The sequence below is a fragment of the Paenarthrobacter sp. NPDC089988 genome (genome assembly GCF_044748465.1).
In the GTDB taxonomy this organism is placed as follows: Bacteria; Actinomycetota; Actinomycetes; order Actinomycetales; family Micrococcaceae; genus Arthrobacter.
The window spans coordinates 1-19786 of sequence record NZ_JBIVGD010000013.1 but is presented as its reverse complement, the minus strand read 5'-3'; the positions used below and the strand labels follow the sequence as shown (position 1 = coordinate 19786).

Sequence of the window (19786 nt, the reverse complement as noted above, 5' to 3'; positions counted from 1 at the left end):
AGTCAGCGCATGTCGGTTGAATCACAGTATATGTGAGATATGTGATCACAAGCGACACTTTACGGAATCATTTTTCGGTACGTCGATTCTGCGGGGTCCTACGCCTCCGCGAGGCCATCCCGGAGGCAGGCGATGAAGTCTTCAGCGGCGGGTGAACTCCGCGGGCCGCGCGCGACATAGAGCTCGGTTTGAGGCTTCCCGGCGATCGGGCGTGTGGTGATCCCGGGCATGTGGAACCGCTGGATGGATTGGGGAAGGACGGATATTCCCAGCCCTGCGGCTACGAGTCCAAGGACTGTTTCCTGATGGATGGCTTGTTGTGCGACCAGTGGCGGTGTGGGCAGGTGTTCGATGAGACGGAGCACCCGCGAGACGAAACCCGGCATCAGCCGATAGGGAAAGAGGACCATGGGCTCCCCCTCGAGTTGCTCCGCCGAAATTTCGGAGCAAGCGGTCAATGCGTGGGTTTCCGGCAGCACGACCACCAGGTCCTCGGTTCCCAGCAACTCGAGCGCGAGCCCAGGGATCTGTCCAGGATCCCGAAGCAATCCAAGATCCAGCTCGCCGTCGAGCAATTGCTCGACCTGTTCGCCGCTGGTCAAGGGTGCCAAGACAAGCTCGACGCGCGGGCGGGACGCCCGGAACGCCCGGATGGCTTCCGGGACGGTGGTGTAGCTGGCCGAGCTGACGAATCCCAACCGCAACTTGCCGCTTCTGCCGGCAGCTACGTCCGCAAGGTCCCCGGCCGCTTCGTCTAGCCCGGCGAGGGCAGAAGCAGTTTTGTCCCTGAAGGCCTCGCCTGCAGGGGTGAGGGTGACGCGGCGGGTGGTCCGGTCAAAGAGTTGGACGCCTAGTTCGTGCTCGAGCCGCTTGATGGCCACAGTGAGTGGTGGTTGGGTGATGTGCAGGCGTTCGGCGGCCCGGCCGAAATGCAGTTCATCGGCTACCACCAGGAAGTAGCGAAGCTGTCGAAGTTCCATGACGTCGATTCTTTCGATCTACAGCAACAATCGCAAGTAAAAAGATATTGGACCCAAGGACGCCGGTGGTGAGTAACTGGATGCAGCGAGAAACCGCACCATGCAAACCCGAAGGAGCACTCCATGGAATCGTTCGAATACGTCGTTGTTGGGGCCGGCCTGTCCGGCGCGGCCACGGCCTGGCAGCTGGCCTCCCGGGGCCATGACGTGGCCCTGCTCGAACGGTCCACCCCGGCCAATGACGCCGGCAGTTCGCACGGTTCTGCCCGGATTTTCCGTTACGCCTACCCGGACGCTTTCTACACGGGCCTGGTCCAGGAAGCCAAGGCCGGCTGGGACGAACTGGCCCGGCTCTCCGGCAAGCAGCTCATCACCCCGCATGGCGCCGTGGACTACGGGTCCATCCGCCAACCCGAGCGTCTCGCGGCCGTCCTGGAAGCGCGCGGCATCGAGCACGAGCTCCTGACCGCGAAGCAAGCCCAGGACCGGTGGGGACAGATCGCCTTCGACACCGACGTGTTGTGGCACCCCGGCGCTGGCGTGATCGACGCCCACGAATCCGTCACGTCCATGGTGGACCAAGCGATCGCCCACGGTGCGGCACTGCACACCAACTGGGCCCTGGCCTCCATCACCGGAACCGCCGGGGACTACACCCTGACCTCCGAGGACGCCCGCACGCTCAAGGCAGGAAACGTGATCGTCGCCGCCGGCGGCTGGCTCCCCCACCTCCTGGGCGCCCTGTCCCTGCCCGCAGGGTTCCTCGCGAACATGCCGGCCTTCGAGGTCCGGCAGGAACAGGCCTACCACTTCCCCTACGTCGACGGAACCGACCCGGCTACCTGGCCCACGTTCATCCATAAACGCGAAGGCTGGCAGGCGTACGGCCTTCCCGGCGGCCGGGACGCCGGCTTCCGTGGCCAGAAAGTCGCCGAATACAACGGCGGCAAAATCCTGCCCTCGGCCGCGGACCAGGACGGACAGATCAGCGCCGAGAACCGCCGTCGGGTCATTGACTACGTCGAAAAGTACCTGCCCGGCGTCGTCCCCGAACCTTACGCCGAGACCACCTGCCTGTTCACCAACACCCCCACCGAAGACTTCATCATCGACCGCGCCGAGGGCGTCACTATCCTGTCCCCGTGCTCGGGCCACGGCGCCAAGTTCGCACCGCTGATCGGCCAGCTGGGCGCGGACCTCGCCACTGGCACCGGAATCGTCCCCGACCAGTTCCGCCTCGCCGTCCAGGCAACAGCAGCAGGAGCCCACGCATGACCAACACCACCGGCCACCTCACCAACCAGCCAAGCCCCACTAACCGGACAGGCACGACGGCGGCAACAGTCACCGGACTGCTCTCCGACATCGCCCACCTGGGCACCGACCCGATCCGCGGCGGCTACACCCGCCCCGTGTACTCCACCGCCGAACTGGACCTCCGGTCCTGGTTCATCGACCAAGCCACCGCCCGCGGCCTGGCCGTTGAAACCGACCGCAACGGCGCCATCTGGGCCTGGTGGGACACCCCCAGCGGGAACCGGACCAACGCCCTCGTCACCGGAAGCCACCTCGACTCCGTCCCCGGCGGCGGCCCCTTCGACGGACCCCTCGGCGTCGCCTCCGCCCTCGTGGCAGTCGACATCCTCAAAGCCCGCGGGACCAACCCAACCCGGCCACTCGCCGTCGTGGTTTTCCCCGAAGAAGAAGGCTCCCGCTTTGGTGTCGCGTGCCTCGGCTCCCGGCTCATGACCGGCGCAATCGACCCGGACAAAGCCCGGAACCTGCGCGATCCGGACGGCAACACCTTCGCCGACATCGCCCAAGCCAACGGCCTGGACCCACGCTTTGTGGGCAAGGACGAGGACCTGCTGGACCAGATCGGCGCGTTCGTGGAACTGCACGTCGAACAAGGCCGTGGCCTGATCGACCTCAACCAGCCCATCGCCATCGCCTCCTCCATCCTCGGCCACGGCCGCTGGAAACTGAGCATCACCGGCCAAGGCAACCATGCCGGAACCACCCTCATGGCCGACCGGCACGACCCCATGGTCGCGGCCTCCCGCACCGTCGTCGCGATCCGCGACACCGCGCGAGAACAGCCACACGCCCGGGCAACCGTTGGCCGGCTGCAACCCGTGCCGGGCGGTACCAACGTCATCGCCTCCCGCGTGGACTTCTGGCTCGACGTCCGCCACCCCGACGACGCCGTCACCGCCGCGGTGGTTGAAACAATCCGACAGCAAGCCCAGTACATCGCCGCCGAAGAGGGCTGCACCGTCACCCTCTCCGAGGAATCCCTCAGCCCCACCGTCCACTTCGACGCCGGGCTGCAACAACAACTCCAACTGGCCCTCCCGGACGCGCCCATCCTGGACACCGGCGCAGGACACGACGCAGGCGTCCTCTCCCCCTACATCCCCACAGCCATGGTGTTCGTCCGGAACCCCAGCGGCATCTCCCACTCCCCCGAAGAACACGTGGTGGACGAAGACGCCGAAACCGGAGCCCAGGCGCTGGCAGACGCACTCGCCGGCCTCATTAACTAACTGAATACCAGCACCCGCGCCGATCCGATCGGCGCGGGTGTTTTCCTCTGGCCCCAGAGAAACCCAAGATTTTCCGGGCCCCGCCCGCGTAATGCCTTGTCAAAGAGGACAAGGCTCCATTCGAGAAAAAGGAAACACGTGAATCCGGTCGCACCAGACCTGTACACCGTTGAAGGCACCAGTGAGACCGCTACACACAATGTGTGGCGCATCCGGGAGGATCTCTGGGAATACCTGACCTACACGGCGGAGAAAATGGGAGGTGGACATTCTGCCGAAACGAGGCGCCGGCTCAGCGAGGACATCCTTCAGGTCCTGGACAGGTTGGAACTGGTGGAAGGCCACTGGGCAACCCCTGGGCTGGCCGCCATTGAGGAACTCGGTTGTTGATCAACGACGGCGACCACGTCGCCCTGGGCGAAGCGATCGAGAGACTCAAAAGCCGGCGACGCCGGCAGGCACGTGTGGAGTCCTCTCGCGTATCCCCGTCAGCCCGTGAGGATGTATCTGACGGGCGTCCCCGCTTCGAAGTGCTGCTCGTGGATGACTGCACACCCGAGGACGGCGCCGCGTTCGTTCACCAGATGCTTGCCCAACGCCGGCCCCAAGACCCGTTTGTCTACGAGATCAACATCGTTCCAAGCTACGAAGATGCCGTTGCAGCCTTGCTGCTGAACACCGACATCCAAGCATGCATTATCCGGCCAGGCTTCAAGACACGCTCCCGAAGGCCGCTGGAGCAGGACATCAAGGACTTCGTGGCCGCCAATGGCCCCAACGATCTGGACCCGGCCCGCCCCATCCAGAGGATCCTCGCGTTGGCTGAGAAGGCCGCAGAACTCCGGCCTAGCCTGGACCTTTATCTGGTGGCCGGGGTTTCCATCGAAAAACTCGGCGGATCCCTCACCAGCCGCTTCAGCAGGATCTTCCTGCGTGCAGACAGCCTCGAACTCCACCTCTCCATCCTTAAAGGGGTGGGCGAACGCTACGAAACCCCCTTCTTTACCGCCATCCAGAACCACAGCCGCCGTCCCGGTGGAGTGTTCCATGCACTGCCCGTCTCCAGGGGCGGTTCAGTCTCCAACTCCAAATGGATCAAGGACATGGAAGAGTTCTACGGTTTGAACCTCCTGCTCGCCGAAACATCGGCCACCTCCGGAGGCCTCGATTCGTTGCTGGACCCTCACGGATCCATCCGGGACGCGCAACGCCTGGCCGCCCGTGCCGTTGGCGCCCGGCAAACCTTCTTCGTCACCAACGGCACCTCCACGGCGAACAAGATTGTCCACCAAGCCATCCTGGCCCCAGGGGATGTGGTCCTCGTTGACCGGAACTGCCACAAATCCCACCACTACGCCATGGTCCTGGCCGGCGCAAAGGTCGCCTACCTCGAGGCCTACCCGATGGATGAGTTCTCGCTGTACGGGGGCGTCCCCACGTCCTCCATCAAAAAGATGCTTCTGGACTACCGGGCCGCCGGCCGGCTGGACGAAGTGAAGATGATCGCCCTCACGAACTGCACGTTCGATGGGATCGTGTATGACGTCGAACGCGTCATGGAGGAGTGCCTGGCCATCAAACCAGACCTTGTCTTCCTCTGGGATGAAGCCTGGTTCGCGTTCGCCGGATTCCATCCCATCTACCGCCGCCGCACAGCCATGGCGGCCAGCCAGGCCCTCGAACAACGCTTCCAGGCTCCGGCGGCCCGCGAAAAATATGCCGCGCAAGCCGCCAAGTTGTTCGATCCCGTGACGGAAAAACCCCACAACGACGACCTCTGGTTGAGCACCCGCCTTGTCCCGGACCCTGACAGGGCCCGCATCCGGGTCTACGCAACCCAATCGACACACAAAACCCTCACGTCCCTGCGCCAGGGATCCATGATCCACGTCCATGACCAGGACTTCGCACGCCTGACGGAGGAGGCGTTCCGTGAGGCCTACATGACGCACACCTCCACCTCACCCAACTACCAGATCTTGGCCTCCCTGGATATTGGGCGCCGGCAGGCAGAACTTGAAGGCTGCGAGCTGGTACAGAAACAGGCCGACCTCGCTGCCAGCGTGGCGACGGCGATCGAACAGCACCCGCTGCTCAGAAAGTACTTCCGCATACTTAGCACCTTGGATCTCATCCCCGAAGAGTTCCGCACGGGCACATCGCCCATGCCACTGGTGGACGGTCTCGCCCGAATGGCCCAAGCATGGAAGGACGATGAGTTCGTAGTCGACCCCAGCCGGCTCACCATGTACATCGGCGCCACGGGCGTCGACGGAGACACCTTCAGGCACGAATACCTTATGGACGGCCATGGCATCCAGGTCAATAAGACCTCACGCAACAGCGTGCTGTTCATGACCAACATCGGCACGTCCCGCAGCTCGGTCGCATATCTGATCGAAGTCCTCGTCAAACTGGCCGAGTCATTCGAAGCAGCTGCGGAGTCCCGGAGTCCTCGGGCACGGACTGCGCATACCCGGATGGTCACCAGACTCACCAAGGGAGCGCCACCGCTGCCGGACTTCAGCAGCTTCGCCTCCAGGTTCCGTACCGACAAGTCGCTGCCGGATGGTTGCATCCGCACGGCGTACTTTGAAACCTATAAGCCCGACTCCTGCGAATACCTCACCGACTCAGGGGTCCGTAAGCGGCTGGCCGCGGGCGAAGAAGTGATCTCCGCAGCCTTTGTCACTCCGTACCCGCCAGGTTTCCCTGTCCTGGTTCCAGGCCAACTCCTCGACACCAACGTGCTCGACTTCATGGCGGCCCTGGACACCAAGGAAATCCATGGTTACGACAAACACCACGGGTACCGCGTCCTGCGGATACAACCGGATGCCCAACCAGGCCAGCTCTAGAAAAACGGACAGGGCGGCTGGATCCTCATGGATCCAGCCGCCCTGTTCGTTTCTTCGGGTCTTTGGGCCTTGTTAGTGGGAGAAGCCAGCTGCGGTTTCGCTCAGGTTCTTGCCTTTGGTTTCAGGTGCCAGCCACTGCGAGAGGATGGCACCGAGCAGCGTGAGTCCTGCAGCCACCAGCATTGTGGTTTGGGGTCCGTAGTTCGCCACCGACCAAGGGAGCAGGAAGGTGCCGGCACCCGCGCCGATGCGGCTGACAGCGGTCGCAAAACCGGTGCCAATCCCCCGGATTTCCGTCGGGAAGACTTCACCGGGGTAGATACCCGTCAGGGTGTTGTAACCGGCGTTGAAGAACGAAAAGAGCAGGAAGCACACCAGGACCACCCATGCGGGGGCACCTGCCCACAGTCCAATGACCAAGAGCAGCGCGAAGCAAAGCCACTGTGGAGGGACCGTGAGGAACCGGCGTCCGGCACGATCGATCAAGATGACGGTCAGGATCACTCCCGCAGTCGCCACAGCTGAAAGCCCCACTCCACCAGCGAGACCGTGGCTGAGCCCGTAGCCCTTGAGCACGCCTTCAGCAAAGGTGGCAATGGCGAAGTAGGGCGTGACGGCGCATAGCCAGAACATCGAACAGAACAGTGTGGCACGCCAATAACGGCGGGAGAAAAGCATCTTGAAGCTGCCCTGGGGGCGCGCCTGCTCGTGTTCGAAGTCGTCTGCGCCGCCGCCTGTCTCCATGTACCTGTGCGCGATCGCGCGGGCCTCGTCCCGTCGGCCCTTGTTCCAGAGCCAACGCGGGGATTCCGGAAGGCCAATCCGGGCAATGAAGAGGATCACGGCGGGGATCGTGCTCGACCCGAGGATGATGCGCCAGTCCACGGTGGTGGCGGTGGTCAGTGCGTACCCAACGATGAACGCGACCATGAAGCCGACATAGAAGGCTACCAGCGTCAGTCCCATGAGCCGGCCACGGAGCCGTGCAGGGGCGAATTCGGACATGAGGGGCCAGCCCACTGAGTACTCAACGCCCACGGCGATGCCCATCAAGAGCCGGACCAGGAACAGCTGCCACGGTTCGTGGACAAAGAATTGAAGGGCCGAGCCGACCACGAAAATGCCCATGTCGATCATGAACAAGGGTTTGCGCCCGAATTTGTCGCCCAGCCAGCCGCCGATGGGCGAGCCCACCAGGATGCCCACAAGGGAGGAGGCGACGATCAGGCCTTCCCACAACGGCGTGAAGTGCAGCTCAGTGGTAATGGACCCGATAACCGTTCCGATAATTCCCAGGATGTATCCGTCGAGGAACATGCCTCCCACGAGGACTGCCGTGAGCCGGGTGAGGAAACGCTTCTTGTAGGCGGCCGTCGCCGGGCTGTCCGGCAGGACCGTTTTGTTGATTACAGACACACATCGCTCCTAGCGCTGAGAGTGCAAGACATTGTTTCTCCTTCGTCGTTGAGGGATTGTGTTCAGTAAGGGCTGCCCCGCCCCGGCCACACTTTCAAGTTACCCGGCGATGCCTGGGTGTGTGGCTATCATCACATCCCAATGTAATCTGTGATCACATATCGTCAAAGGCTTGATGTAACACTCAGGTAAATTCGAGGTCACCATTCCGCCATAAAGAGCGGGACCCGAGGAGAACTTCTCCTCGGGTCCCGCAAGTCTGATTCGGTTAGGCGCCTCTGTTGTGTTCGAGCAAGGTTCTGCGCCTAGGACAGGGCCGAAGCCTTGGCTGCGTGAAGCTCAGCAATGCCCTTGGCGTCAGTCGGCTGCGTGCTGGCATTTTCCTCTTGCTCTTGGGGCGCCCAGATATCGCCAACAGTGAAGCCGTACGGGAAGGGATCGTCATGATCGAGAACCCAGGTGCTGAAGCCTGTGATCCACGCTTGCCCGCTGATGGTGGGCACTACGCCCTGACGGTCGTTGATGGTGACTTCCTCGACCAGCTCGCCGGTATAGACATTCCCGAGAATTCCTTCGTGACGGAATTGCTCGTTGAGTTCGAGCTCGCCTTTCGCGTGAAGCGTGGCCATCTTGGCACACGTCCCCGTGCCACATGGGCAGCGGTCCACTCCACCGGTCCAGGTGGCCGGATTGTCGAACTCAACGGGTCCGCTGGCAACCGTCACGGCGTTCTTGCGGTCTGCGTTGGGATTGTGGGTGAGTCCGGAAAGCTGCGAGATGGTGATGCCGATCCCTGGATAGTCCGGGTGGGCCACCGGAAGTTGGTCCTGGGCTGCGCGGAGGATCAAGGAGGAGATGCGGGTAATGTCCCGTCCGCGTTCCGGAACCAGGTCCAGGCCGTCGAACTGGCGGACATCGGCGATGACATAGAACATGCCTCCCCATGCCACGTCAACGGTTACCTTGCCAAGTTCGGGCACGTCGATAACCGCGTCAAGGTGCACCGCATAAGCGGGCACATTCTTGAATTTCACCTGCTTGACCTTGCCATTGCTGCATTCGGCTTCGATGGCAATGAGGCCTGCGGGAGCCTCCAAATTGAACTTCGTGACGGGCTCCTCCATGGGAATCATGCCCGTTTCCAGGAGGACGGTGGCGACGGCGATGGTGTTGCCGCCGCTCATGACCGGGTACTCAACCTGCTCCATGATGATGAAACCTGCCACCGCGTCGGGGTGCTTGGGAGGGACGACGAGGTTGCAGCACAGCGGCGGGTATCCGCGTGGCTCCCGGAGCATGAGCTTGCGGATCTGGTCGTCGTTCTCTTCGAGCCACTTCATTTGCTCGTACACCGTGTTGCCTGGAATGTGCGGCACACCGCCGGTGATCACGCGCATGGGTTCGCCGGAGTGGGTCTCTACAGCGTGGATCATTCGTTTGAAGGACATGTCAATTTCGCTTTGTTCGTTGGGAAATGTATGTGTAAGCGTGGGTTATCGGGCGAGGGCCGGCAACCAACCAACCCCTTGGGCAGTACAGCTACGACGCTTGTTCCGCCACTTGGCGAAGCCTGTCGAGGAGTGCAGGGTCGATGCCAACCTGCTCGGGGAGTTCCGTGTTTTCAAGGGCCGGAAGCCGGACCTGGTGCTCGGTCTGCAGATTCTCCAGTTGCTTATTGAGCCGCTCAACCGAGCCCACGAAGCTCGCAGGGTCGATGGCCAGCAGGAAGACACCAATGCCGGGAGAAGTGTCGCCGTGATCGAACGGAGCGGCGTCCATGGAGAACTTGGCACCCGAAAGGGTGGCCAATACCTCCACCAGCAAAGCGATGTTGCCGCCGCGATGTCCGCCAAAGGGAAGGAGGGTTCCGCGCAGGGCTTCGTCGGCCACAGTCGTAGGTTCTCCTTGGGAGTCCAACGCCCAACCCGAGGGAATGAGGTCGCCTGCCTCGGCAGCGCGTCGAATATTGACAAAGGCAGTGGACGATGAAGCCTGGTCGATAACAACAGGCAACTTCCCGGCACGCGGAATTCCGTAAGCCAAGGGGTTCGTGCCCAGGATGGGCTTCGGGGCGCCGCCGAGGGACATAAGGGAAGGGCTGTTGGCGGTGGCAACGGCTATGAAGCCTCGCTGCGCCAGGTGCCGTGCGTAGTAGCCCAGCTCGCCACAGGTGTAGGACCCGCGGATCCACATTGCTGCGAGGCCCGCTTCCCGGGCTGCGACGTCAAACGCCGGAGCTGCTTCCTCGAAGGCTACCTGTGCCAGTCCGCCGCGCGCGTCCGCATCGATGACGGCTGAGGCCAGCCGTCGGATGTCGGGCTCGGCTGTGGCGGCGATCCGTCCGGTTCCATATCCATCGATGTAGTCGAAAAGGTGCCCCACACCGACCGCCCGGTTGCCTACTTGTTCAGCCTCGACTGTGGCCCGGGCGAGGACGCGGGCCGCCCGGTCCCCTGCGCCCTGAGCCAGGAGTGCTCGCTCGCAGAGGGCAGCGAGTTCCTCGCTTGGAATAGTGGTGTTCAAGGGTGGGTCCTTTCAGGGTTTGTGCCACATGTGCCCGTCGGGGACGTCATTGTCAGGTAGCCGTCGACCTGAGGCCGCCGGGTCACCACCTGTCTGGCCGCGGTGCGCCATCTGGCCGTCCGCGGTCTGAGACCATGTGGCTGGAGTCATACTCAGAATGTAATCTGTGATCACATCTCAGTCAATGCTTCATTGAATTGGGTTAAGCCAGGCCCAAACATTGGGCAGGAAATGAGGGAACGCATGACCCAAAGCACGCATTCTAAAGCCCGGATTGTCCGGCCCGACAACGTTCCGCGCATCCCGTGGATCAACGGGGCCGGATACACTCGCCAAATTGGAAGTAGACGCAACGCGGCACTGGGCGATGGGTTCATATGGCGCCTGAGCTTGGCCGACCTCAACGGCGACTCAACGTTTTCCTCCTTGCCTGGGATTGACCGGATCTTCACGCTTGCCAGCAGCGGACACGTCGAGCTCAGCATCAACGGACAGGCTCATCAACTCGGCTTTGGAAGGACCGCAGAATTCCCAGGGGATGCGGACGTACACATCCGCATGGTGGATCAGGGCCCACACCTGGGCTTGAACCTCATGACAAACCGCACCGCCGCCGTAGGCGCAGTCACCACAAAACGACTCGACGGTCCGGTCCTGCTCGACCCCCGATCAGGAGTCGTAGCCGTCACAGTACTGGATGGCTCCGCCTCACTGAGCAGCCGGCGCAGGCTGGATCCCCTGGCGACGTTGATTCTGGATAGTGGCGCCGAAGAGCTTTTCGCACGCAATTGCCTTCTGGCGATCGCCACGGTTCGGAACAATTCAAGGGCAACCAGCGGACAGTATGGTCGGGCCAACAGCCCTGGCCTGCGCCACGCGGCGGGTGTGGACTAGTCGGTCTCTACCGCAGAGAACATTCGGGAAGATAGCTCTTGTGTGATTTGTGATCACAAGCTAATGTGGTTTGCACAACACTCAAAAGAGGTTGGGCCAGTAGAAACGAAACACGCCGCCGCATCCAGGAACGGTCGGTCCCCATCCGCGGCTTCGCGGCGAACCAGGAAGTGATTCATGCCGAACAAACTTCTTCTGCAGGTCGCAGAAAACAAGAAACTTGAAGCCATTGCCACGCGCAACCGCTTCACCCGCCCCATCGTTGACCGCTACGTCGCAGGACGCGGCGTGGAGGAGGCATGGACTGCCACCAAGTCACTCAACAAGTCCGGCATTGACGTCAGCCTCGACCTCCTGGGCGAATCGGTCCATGACCTGGAACAGTCCAAGCAAGCAACCAAGGAATACCAGGGCGCCATCGAGAACATCCGGAACCAGGCTCCTGGCTCCACCGTCTCGGTCAAGCTGTCCCAGCTGGGAATCATGATCGATCCCCAGGAGTGTGCCAATAATTTGAAGGCGCTCCTGAATGCGGCAGCCACCAACGAAGCAACGGTGGAAGTGGACATGGAGCACAGTTCGGTGGGCCGCGACACCCTCGCGATTTTCAAAAGCATCCTCCCGGACCACCCCACTACCCGCGTAGCGATCCAGGCCAACATGCGGCAGACCCCCGAAGACCTGCTGTCGTTCACGGACATCAAGCCACGGATCCGGTTGGTCAAGGGTGCCTTCGATGAAACGTCGGCCGCAGCACTGAACAGCGCGGAAGAAGTCACCGAACAGTACAAGTATCTGGCCCGGTGGGCGCTGGAACACCTTCCGGACCCGGCGTTCGGTACCCATGATGACAAATGCATCGACGTCATCAAGGAACGCGCGGCCGAACTCGGCCTGGGAAAGCGGGACTTCGAATTCCAGATGCTGTACGGCGTTCGCCGCAAGCTGCAGGACGAACTGGTCCGCGAGGGGTACAGGGTCCGCGTCTACCTCCCCTACGGCACGCAGTGGTACCCCTACCTCATGCGTCGCATGGCCGAGAAGCCCGCTAACCTGCTCCTGTTCCTCCGCTCCCTCATCGGAGGATAAACGGCACTTTCGCGTAAGCTGGTCTGTGATCAAATATCACCAGCGATCTTGATGTGGCAGTCGGAGGAGTAACCATGAGCGTCCAAACAACCAGTCCCGTCACCCCCACACTGGTGGCGGACCAGGTTTATGAGGTTCTGGAAAACGCCATCCTGACCGGCTCCCTCGAAGCAGGTTCGCCCCTGAGGGTTCGCGACTTGGCGGGCATGGTTGGCACAAGTGTCATGCCTGTCCGCGAAGCGATCCGGCGTCTCGAAGAGGCGGGCCTTGCAACACGCATCCCCCACAAGGGCGCCGTCGTCAAGACCTTTACAGCAACAGAACTGATCCACATTTACGATGTCCGAACCATCCTTGAGGTCCAAGCGGCCACACAAGGTGCGCCCAACGTCACTGAGCGGGACGTACAGGCCATGGAAGTGGCCTGCGGTCACATGCTGCAGGCAGTTGCCGAAGGGCGCATCGTGGATGCCTTGGATTTCGATGAAGAAGTCCTCAGGACCCTCTACCAGGCCTCCGGAAATCCTGTCCTCGTCAGCACGATCGAACAATTGTGGCTTCAGTGCCGGCCCTACAAGGTGATTGGCGCAACGGAGGCCGTAGCAAAGAACGACAACACCCTCTGGACACCGCAACCGGCGCTGGTCCAGGCGTTGCTCGACGGAGACACCGCCGCAGCAACCACCATCACCGCAGACTCCCTCGCCAGCGCCCTGCGCAGGCTGGAGCTGCGGCTGGAAACCCACTAACCAACCCGCGACTGCACGGTCCGGGAAACACTCAAAGGAGACACCCAGAAAATGTCATCTCAGTCCATCGCCGTTTCTGGCAACTTCAAGGTTCCCACGCCCTATAACGAACCTTCCCGTGAATTCCGTCCGGGCTCACCGGAAGCCGCCTCCGTCAAGAAGGTCATCGCGGAGGTAACCTCCAGCGTCCGCGATATCCCCCACGTGATCAACGGCGAACGGTCCATGACCGGCGAACTTCGCGACATCACCGCACCCCACCGCCACTCACAGGTACTGGGCCGCATCCCCACCGCCGATGAAACCGTCATCCAGGCAGCCATCGACTCCGCCCTTGCAGCCCAGCAGGGCTGGTCCCGAACTCCGTGGTGGGAGCGCGCAGCCATCTTCCTCCGCGCCGGCGAGCTTGCCGCGGGAAAGTACCGGGATGAACTGGTAGCGACCACCATTCTCGGTCAGTCCAAGACCTTCCACCAGGCAGAAATCGACGCCGCGAGCGAAGTGGCCGACTTCTTCCGCTACAACGCCCACCTCGCCCAGCAGATCTTCGCCGATCAGCCGGCATCGCTGCAGGGTGAAGGCAACACCCTCGACCAGCGGGGTCTTGAAGGCTTCGTCCTCGCCATTACCCCGTTCAACTTCACCGCGATCGGCAGCAACCTGCCCACCACCCCTGCCCTCATGGGCAACACCGTGGTGTGGAAGCCGTCCGAGAAGTCGGCCCTGAGCAACGATGTCCTGATGCGCATGTTCGAAGAAGCCGGCCTTCCTCCGGGCGTCATCAACCTGGTCCACGGCTCCGGCCGGCTTATTTCCGACTACGCCATGGCCCACCCCGACTTCGCCGGCCTGAACTTCACCGGCTCAACCGATGTGTTCCGCAGCCTCTGGAAGAAGGCCGGAGACAACATCGAAAAGTACCGCTCCTTCCCCCGCCTTGTCGGCGAGACCGGCGGCAAGAATGCAGTCGTTGCCCACCCCTCCGCCGATCCCGGCGCCCTCCGCGCAGCCCTGATCCGCAGCTCCTTTGAATACTCCGGACAGAAGTGCTCCGCATCCTCGCGCGCCTATATCCCGAACAGCATTTGGGCGCAGATCAAGGACGAACTGGTCGAAACCACCAAGTCCCTGCGCCTTGGCGACCCTGCCGAACACGAGACCTTCACCGGCGCCGTCATCGATGAAGTCTCCTTCCGTAAGCTCGGAGAGGCCATCGACAAAGCGAAGGCCCTCCCGAGCCACACGCTGCTGGCCGGCGGCAACGTTCACGGCGAAGAAGGCTGGTTCGTTGAACCCACCATCTTCGAGACCACCGACCCCCACGCCTTCACCATGAGCGAGGAATTCTTCGGCCCGATCCTCACTGTCTACGTCTATGAGGACCAGGAATGGGAGTCTGTACTTGATCTGGTGGACCAGACCAGCAACTACGCCCTTACCCAGTCCATCTTTGCCAACGACCGCCGCGCCGTTTCGCACGCCTTGGACAGGCTCCGCAACTCCTCGGGTATGACGTACATCAACGACAAGCCCACCGGCGCCCTCATGGGCCAGGTGTCCTTCGGCGGTGGCCGCGCTTCCGGTACCAACGACAAGACCGGCTCACGCCTTGCCTTGCAGCGCTGGCTCAGTGGCCGGTTCATTCACGAGAACTTCTCCCCGTCCTCTGAATGGCGCCAGCCGTACATGGCCCAGTAAGCAGGAGCCATTAGCCGGCTGGGTGCGCGCCTGCGCACCCAGCCATCCAACCGCCGTCGGACTCCCTCGCAACGACCCGCACGGCAACCGCAGCCGTCGCCCGATTCTCCCGGGCGGCGGCTGTTGCCCTCTCTTTGGCCTTCCACACCGTGACGGAAGTACTCCCATGAAGAAGCGAATCCTCAACTACAAGCAACCGGCACCCGGTGCGTCCGCGCAGTCCAGGAAACGCGACGAACGCGGCACTGCGATGTCCATATTGCTGCTCTTCGCCCGGCACCGGAGCCTGAGCAGCGCGCAAATTGGCAGCCTCCTCCGGATCCCGACATCCACCGTGTACCGGCATCTGCAAACCCTCCTTCAGGCCGGTTTCGTCGTGGAGAGCACGGCTGTTGGCCGCTACTCAGCCGGGCCGGAAGTCGTCCGACTCGCGGACAACTACCGCCAGGAATCACTGGCACAAGGCGCCATCCGTAACAGGCTGGAGCAACTCTCACGGGACACGGGCGAACTGGCCGCCTTTCTGGTACAAAGCGGTGACGAAGCCCTTTGCGTGGAGTCGGTGGAAAGCGAACACATACTCAGCTGCAGCTACGCTGCAGGACGATCCAGACCACTTTTGAACGGTGCAAGCGCACGAACCATCCTGGCTTTCCTCCCGGAAGATGAGGCCGCTGAAGCTCTTGCCGGACGCTTCCTGAACCGGGACGAGCACACGAGCATCGAAGCCGACCTCGCCAGCATCAGGGAACATGGTTACGCCACGAGCTCCGGGGCGTTGGCTCCGGGAGTATGGGGAGTCAGCGCGCCGGTCTTCAACGACGCCGGGGTCTTGGCTGGCGTGATCACCACCATGGTGCCGCAGGAGCGCGCAGACGACGGACCCAGCCGGGAACGCTTTACAAGCTTGACTTGTGCGGCCGCCTCTGAGCTGAGCCTCACCGCAGTGCCGGGATGATCCAAGAGAAGAACGACGGCGGGACTCACCATTTGGTCCTTTGGTGAGTCCCGTCGTCGTACTTCAGTGGACGCATGGCTCTTAGCGCAGGCGCGTGAAAGCCCCCGCGCATCCTGGGTTTCCGGTGATGGCGATGCCCCGTTTCATGTGAAGATTACGGCACGTGGCCCGCAGGCATCCGCCCGGTCAGTAGCGCAGGTCCAGCCGGCCGCTCTGGCCCGTGTCTGCATGCCAGCAGAACGGGCATTTTAGATCTGTGATCACACATTACACAAGGTTAAATCTCAGATTCCAAAAATTGCTCAGGACCAGCGTGTAGTGTCGCCGCTGGCTCCGGCCAGTCATAAGATCAGCAGTATGGCTGACAAGAAACTGGACGAGGCTGCGCCCTCCGCCCCTGGCGTACCCCGAATCAACGCTGGCGTGCTTTCCGTCACTCCGACGCTAGTGGCGGACCAGGTCTACGAAGCCTTGCGGTCAGCGATCCTCACCGGCGAACTGGCCGGCGGTTCTCCACTCCGTGTGCGTGACGTCGCCGACATGGTCGGAACCAGCGTCATGCCGGTCCGGGAAGCCATTCGTCGACTAGAAGAGAGCGGACTCGCGACCCGCGTAGCCGCCCACCGCGGGGCCGTGGTCAAGGAATTCACCGTTGGGGAACTCATCCACATCTACGAAGTCCGCGCGACGCTGGAAACGGAAGCCGCCCGTCGGGGAGCCGCCAACGTAACCGATGCCGACGTCGAACGCATGGAGGCCGCCTGCACCCGCATGAAGAAAGCGGTGGCCGAACGAAGGGTCTGGGATGCTTTGGACGATGACGAAGACCTCTTGAGGACGCTGTATAAAGCCGGGGGCAACCCCGTGTTAATGGACGTCATCGAGAACCTTTGGCTGCAATGCCGTCCCTATAAAGTCATCGGTGCCAGCGAAGCCATCGACCACAACGACCAGAGCCTCTGGACCCCGCAACCCGACATTCTCGAAGCCGCCCGGTCACGCGACGCGAAGGCAGCAACCCGACTCACCAAGCTGTCCTTGGCCAGCGCACGGAAGCGGCTCGAGAAGAGGCTTGAAGGGTAGTAGCCCTTGCGAATGCTCTAGGCCTGGTCGTACAGGGATCCGGGTTACCGAGACGGCGACAGGTTGTATCAGTGCGAACGCGCCGGGCCGCCTGTGATCCGCGCAGCGATCACCTACTTGCCGACTCTCGTGTGGGTTTGTGGGGTCGGCTAGTCCGTTTCCGGCCCCGTACAAAAGAAGCAGTCCGGCCCGTCGCAGGAATCTTCGCCGGCTTCCGCGAAAGCTTCTGAGGGATTAATTATTTCAATTGTCACAGTAAACAATCCTCACTAGATAGGAAGGGGACCCCGCCTCGTCGCGCGAACGCCCCTCGGCTCACAGTGGGAAGCAAGTCCCCACGACAATCAAGGGTCAATGGAGCCGGTCAGCGCAGGTATGCCGAGACGGTTCATCGTGCCAGCAGAACGGACAATCGAGAGAGAGTTCCCTTCCTGTAACCGGTCCACGTCCACCGATCTGCTGCCTCGCGCGCTGAATCCTGAGGAAGCATCCCGCATCCGTCCGCCCGAGCCCCCACCATCAGAACAGCTGTGAGTCAATGCTAAGCCCCAGCGGTGGCGTGAGCTTGTACCACACCCCGACTTGGCGTCACGGCAAGAAAGAGATCAGACCGTGGTCAAAAACAAAAACAGACATAGGTTCGCACACTGTGCGACCCGACAAAACGGCTCTTCGGTGCCGCGTCAGGGCGGAAATCTCATGGCGCAACCCAATGAAACAAAAATCTCCCAAAGTCATGTCGCACCTGATCCCTTGGCCCATGAAGATGTGTAGGCCCACTCCGGACTTACCGGACAGAACAGAAAGAAGGAACCCGAATGACCCCAGTTCAAAGCACGCGGAGCGCCCACACGCCAGGGCACTGATCCCGCTCTCCCACCCCAACTGAACAGGCCGCACCCGGGGGGGGCAGGCACCATCCGGGACCGTGAAGCAGAGGCACAGGTCAAGCTTTGTACACACTTAAAAGCAATAACCCCTCTGACGAGGGGTTATGCCGTGCCCGAGGTGGGACTCGAACGCGATTCCCGGCCTTGTAAACACTGGGAACCCGCGGAAACCGGGCCAGTCCGGCGGCAGTACCAGCCAGTCCGAGGCGGAAAGTGTGGACATTGTCCACACTTCCTTTTTGCCCGTCGACCACGGCCGCTCGGTGGCCCCGAATGACGCACCAAGCATCGCGGCGAACCCTGAACGGGGAGTTGGGCGCACTGGGACTTCGCAACCCAGACGCGGGCAAGAAACCTTCATCGTTTCACCTCCTTTCGCGCTTCCATGGATCATCAGAACCCTTGCCACATGAAGTTCCTCCGACGCCTTGGGGTACCGCTTCGGTACCATGGGGTCATGGCTATGAATCTTCGTGTTCCCGAGGACCTCGATCGCCGTTTGGAGAAACTGGCCGCCGAGGAACACACGTCCAAGTCAGCGCTTTTGTTGCAGGGTGCTGAGCTGGTCCTCCAACGCCATGCCCGTCGCCGTGAAATCAGTGAGGGCCTCGATTTCGTCATGAGCCACGATGCTGAGCTGCTGACACGCCTTGAAGACGCGTGACCGCATACCTTAACATCGAGGACGCCCTCCAAGTTGTTGACCGGTACGGCTTCCATATCCGCGACGTAGGCCTCCTCGCCTCCGCGCTGGCAAGACCCGCGACAACTGTCATGGGCACAGAAGCCTATCCGGAACTCCCCCTCAAGGCAGCCGCTCTGTTGGAGTCCGTCGCGAGGTTTCGCTCACTCGTCGATGGGAACAGGCGCACCGCGTGGACGCTAATGGTGTTGCTGCTCTGGATCAACGGCTACAGACACAACTTCACCACCGATAAGGGCTTCGAGCTCGTCGTCGGAGTCGCCAAAGGCACCATCACACTGACGGACTCAGCCACCGAAATAACCCAGCATCTAGTGCAGCGATAGCCCCGCTTCCGGAGAACACAGCAGAGCCCAGCTGACGCGGGACTCTACAGCGGCCACTCCCGAGCCAAGCCCCAGCCTTGCCGGCAACCGTCAATCCCACGCTGAGTTGAAGCCGCGCGATCGTAGTCTCACTTTGAGCTGGATTCGGCGTTGGGGGACCAGATCCACGAAGAACGGCCGTATGCTACGGGGACTCAGCAGTGAACCTCACGGCTACATATGGACGTCCGGGCAGCGGAACGTCCACACGCCCCCCGGCGCCGCGAGCAACCGTTTGGGTGGTCATGTCCCAGGTGTTGATGACGTCAACCGTGTAGGAGCGGTGGGGATTCAGCACAAAGAGGTGATGGTTTGGTTGTGTGTGCCCGAGGTACGAAATGAACAACTCGTCACCCACTCCAGCGGTCGGATACGCCCAGGAACCAGCCGCCGGCTCCCACCCCGCCCCTGGCGCTGCCTCCATGATTTCCCTCAGGAACGCGATTCGTGCGGCGCTCTCTCCGTGGATGTCGCCTCCTGTTGACCACCAAATTTCGTTGTCGGGGTGGCCGTAGGTCTCTCCGTGACCGGCATAGCCTCCGCGGACGGCCGCAGCCCAGTGCCGGCGTGTTAGCTCCTGAGCAGTGAGGTCTCCCCAGGGGTACTGCAGATTTCCCTCGTAGCCGCATTCGTCTATGACGACGGGTTTTCCCCATCTCTTCCGCCATTCTTCCGTGCGCTCAACCTCGGTGTTTTGGATGCTGGCATGGGTGATCCATGGGCGCTTGTGGTCGTAGAACTCCAGGCAGTGGTGGATGGAGCGGAGATGGTCGGCGGGGTCCGATTCCTTGACCAGGGTTCCCAGGCGTTCCCAGTCGTCTTCTGTTTTCATGACCATGACGTCGTGTTCGTTGGCCAACGACCACCAGACATTTGAAAACGACGCGAGCCGCGCGACAGCGTATCGAACATACCGGTCGTCGTTTTCGACGCCCATGTCTGAAGATGTCAAGCGTTTTTGGCCCCAGGGTGACGGTTATGTGTGGCCCCACTTGAGATAGCTTGGGCGGCGTGTTGTCACGCGTGTGAGCATG

General features: G+C 61.9%; 17 protein-coding genes. 12 read left to right on the top strand and 5 right to left on the bottom strand.

The genetic code is table 11. From position 1 onward, the window contains the following. Positions 1 to 98: 98 nt before the first annotated feature. The gene (locus tag ACIPV6_RS15540) at positions 99 to 980 is read right to left on the bottom strand and encodes a LysR substrate-binding domain-containing protein (RefSeq protein WP_400271732.1); all 882 of its coding nucleotides are present in this window, start codon (positions 978 to 980) and stop codon (positions 99 to 101) included. A 123-nt stretch (positions 981 to 1103) separates the two neighbouring features. Here ACIPV6_RS15540 and ACIPV6_RS15535 point away from each other — a divergent pair, with 123 nt between their 5' ends. From ACIPV6_RS15535 to ACIPV6_RS15520, 4 genes are all read left to right on the top strand, one after another. Further along, positions 1104 to 2255 carry an FAD-dependent oxidoreductase gene (locus ACIPV6_RS15535; protein WP_400271731.1) on the top strand — a complete coding sequence of 384 codons (1152 nt, stop codon included), beginning with the start codon at positions 1104 to 1106 and terminating at the stop codon, positions 2253 to 2255. Beyond that, a complete protein-coding gene (locus ACIPV6_RS15530; RefSeq protein WP_400271730.1) occupies positions 2252 to 3526 on the top strand; it encodes an allantoate amidohydrolase in 1275 nt (424 codons plus the stop codon). The genes ACIPV6_RS15535 and ACIPV6_RS15530 overlap by 4 nt, the downstream gene beginning before the upstream one ends. A 138-nt stretch (positions 3527 to 3664) precedes the next feature. Further along, entirely contained in the window at positions 3665 to 3916 is a 252-nt protein-coding gene (locus ACIPV6_RS15525) for a hypothetical protein (protein WP_400271729.1), read from the top strand. Next, positions 3910 to 6384, top strand: coding sequence for an aminotransferase class I/II-fold pyridoxal phosphate-dependent enzyme (locus tag ACIPV6_RS15520; protein ID WP_400271728.1), 2475 nt, complete (start codon positions 3910 to 3912; stop codon positions 6382 to 6384). Before ACIPV6_RS15525 ends, ACIPV6_RS15520 begins: the two co-directional genes overlap by 7 nt. Before the next feature lie 72 nt (positions 6385 to 6456). On the opposite strand, the gene ACIPV6_RS15515 is transcribed toward ACIPV6_RS15520, so the two are convergent. The 3 genes from ACIPV6_RS15515 to ACIPV6_RS15505 form a co-directional block, all read right to left on the bottom strand. Next, the gene (locus ACIPV6_RS15515) at positions 6457 to 7800 is read right to left on the bottom strand and encodes an MFS transporter (RefSeq protein WP_400271727.1); all 1344 of its coding nucleotides are present in this window, start codon (positions 7798 to 7800) and stop codon (positions 6457 to 6459) included. A 305-nt stretch (positions 7801 to 8105) separates the two neighbouring features. Further along, positions 8106 to 9248, bottom strand: a complete 1143-nt coding sequence (locus ACIPV6_RS15510; protein ID WP_400271726.1) for a proline racemase family protein — start codon at positions 9246 to 9248, stop codon at positions 8106 to 8108. Positions 9249 to 9339: 91 nt separating this feature from the next. Beyond that, positions 9340 to 10323 carry an Ldh family oxidoreductase gene (locus tag ACIPV6_RS15505; RefSeq protein WP_400271725.1) on the bottom strand — a complete coding sequence of 328 codons (984 nt, stop codon included), beginning with the start codon at positions 10321 to 10323 and terminating at the stop codon, positions 9340 to 9342. A gap of 231 nt (positions 10324 to 10554) precedes the next feature. Between ACIPV6_RS15505 and ACIPV6_RS15500 the strand changes: the two genes are divergently transcribed. The 8 genes from ACIPV6_RS15500 to ACIPV6_RS15465 all read left to right on the top strand — a co-directional run bounded on the left by ACIPV6_RS15500 (position 10555) and on the right by ACIPV6_RS15465 (position 18713). After that, a complete protein-coding gene (locus tag ACIPV6_RS15500; RefSeq protein WP_400271724.1) occupies positions 10555 to 11217 on the top strand; it encodes a HutD family protein in 663 nt (220 codons plus the stop codon). Between the two features lie 177 nt (positions 11218 to 11394). Then, complete coding sequence (locus ACIPV6_RS15495) at positions 11395 to 12306, top strand: proline dehydrogenase family protein (protein WP_400271723.1); 912 nt, start codon at positions 11395 to 11397, stop codon at positions 12304 to 12306. A 74-nt stretch (positions 12307 to 12380) separates the two neighbouring features. Continuing rightward, on the top strand, positions 12381 to 13055 hold the full coding sequence (locus tag ACIPV6_RS15490) for a GntR family transcriptional regulator (RefSeq protein ID WP_400271722.1): 675 nt from the start codon (positions 12381 to 12383) through the stop codon (positions 13053 to 13055). Positions 13056 to 13106: 51 nt separating this feature from the next. Then, on the top strand, positions 13107 to 14753 hold the full coding sequence (gene pruA, locus ACIPV6_RS15485; RefSeq protein WP_400271721.1) for an L-glutamate gamma-semialdehyde dehydrogenase: 1647 nt from the start codon (positions 13107 to 13109) through the stop codon (positions 14751 to 14753). A 166-nt stretch (positions 14754 to 14919) separates the two neighbouring features. After that, positions 14920 to 15711, top strand: a complete 792-nt coding sequence (locus ACIPV6_RS15480) for an IclR family transcriptional regulator (protein ID WP_400271720.1) — start codon at positions 14920 to 14922, stop codon at positions 15709 to 15711. Positions 15712 to 16068: 357 nt separating this feature from the next. After that, positions 16069 to 16794, top strand: a complete 726-nt coding sequence (locus ACIPV6_RS15475) for a GntR family transcriptional regulator (protein ID WP_400271719.1) — start codon at positions 16069 to 16071, stop codon at positions 16792 to 16794. 1347 nt (positions 16795 to 18141) lie between these two features. After that, positions 18142 to 18348 (top strand): ribbon-helix-helix protein, CopG family, encoded by a 207-nt coding sequence (locus ACIPV6_RS15470; RefSeq protein ID WP_223941739.1) that lies wholly within the window; start codon positions 18142 to 18144, stop codon positions 18346 to 18348. After that, positions 18345 to 18713 (top strand): type II toxin-antitoxin system death-on-curing family toxin, encoded by a 369-nt coding sequence (locus ACIPV6_RS15465; protein WP_400271718.1) that lies wholly within the window; start codon positions 18345 to 18347, stop codon positions 18711 to 18713. The genes ACIPV6_RS15470 and ACIPV6_RS15465 overlap by 4 nt, the downstream gene beginning before the upstream one ends. Before the next feature lie 184 nt (positions 18714 to 18897). On the opposite strand, the gene ACIPV6_RS15460 is transcribed toward ACIPV6_RS15465, so the two are convergent. After that, a complete protein-coding gene (locus ACIPV6_RS15460; protein WP_400271717.1) occupies positions 18898 to 19689 on the bottom strand; it encodes a DUF5605 domain-containing protein in 792 nt (263 codons plus the stop codon). Positions 19690 to 19786 lie beyond the last annotated feature (97 nt).

Excerpts from the sequence above, each read along its gene's own strand:
- ACIPV6_RS15510 (WP_400271726.1), bottom strand. The coding sequence starts at position 9,248 with ATGTCCTTCAAACGAATGATCCACGCTGTAGAGACCCACTCCGGCGAA.
- ACIPV6_RS15470 (WP_223941739.1), top strand. The coding sequence starts at position 18,142 with ATGGCTATGAATCTTCGTGTTCCCGAGGACCTCGATCGCCGTTTGGAG.
- ACIPV6_RS15500 (WP_400271724.1), top strand. The coding sequence starts at position 10,555 with ATGAGGGAACGCATGACCCAAAGCACGCATTCTAAAGCCCGGATTGTC.
- ACIPV6_RS15480 (WP_400271720.1), top strand. The coding sequence starts at position 14,920 with ATGAAGAAGCGAATCCTCAACTACAAGCAACCGGCACCCGGTGCGTCC.
- ACIPV6_RS15540 (WP_400271732.1), bottom strand. The coding sequence starts at position 980 with ATGGAACTTCGACAGCTTCGCTACTTCCTGGTGGTAGCCGATGAACTG.
- ACIPV6_RS15490 (WP_400271722.1), top strand. The coding sequence starts at position 12,381 with ATGAGCGTCCAAACAACCAGTCCCGTCACCCCCACACTGGTGGCGGAC.
- ACIPV6_RS15530 (WP_400271730.1), top strand. The coding sequence starts at position 2,252 with ATGACCAACACCACCGGCCACCTCACCAACCAGCCAAGCCCCACTAAC.
- pruA (WP_400271721.1), top strand. The coding sequence starts at position 13,107 with ATGTCATCTCAGTCCATCGCCGTTTCTGGCAACTTCAAGGTTCCCACG.
- ACIPV6_RS15535 (WP_400271731.1), top strand. The coding sequence starts at position 1,104 with ATGGAATCGTTCGAATACGTCGTTGTTGGGGCCGGCCTGTCCGGCGCG.
- ACIPV6_RS15460 (WP_400271717.1), bottom strand. The coding sequence starts at position 19,689 with ATGGGCGTCGAAAACGACGACCGGTATGTTCGATACGCTGTCGCGCGG.
- ACIPV6_RS15475 (WP_400271719.1), top strand. The coding sequence starts at position 16,069 with ATGGCTGACAAGAAACTGGACGAGGCTGCGCCCTCCGCCCCTGGCGTA.
- ACIPV6_RS15495 (WP_400271723.1), top strand. The coding sequence starts at position 11,395 with ATGCCGAACAAACTTCTTCTGCAGGTCGCAGAAAACAAGAAACTTGAA.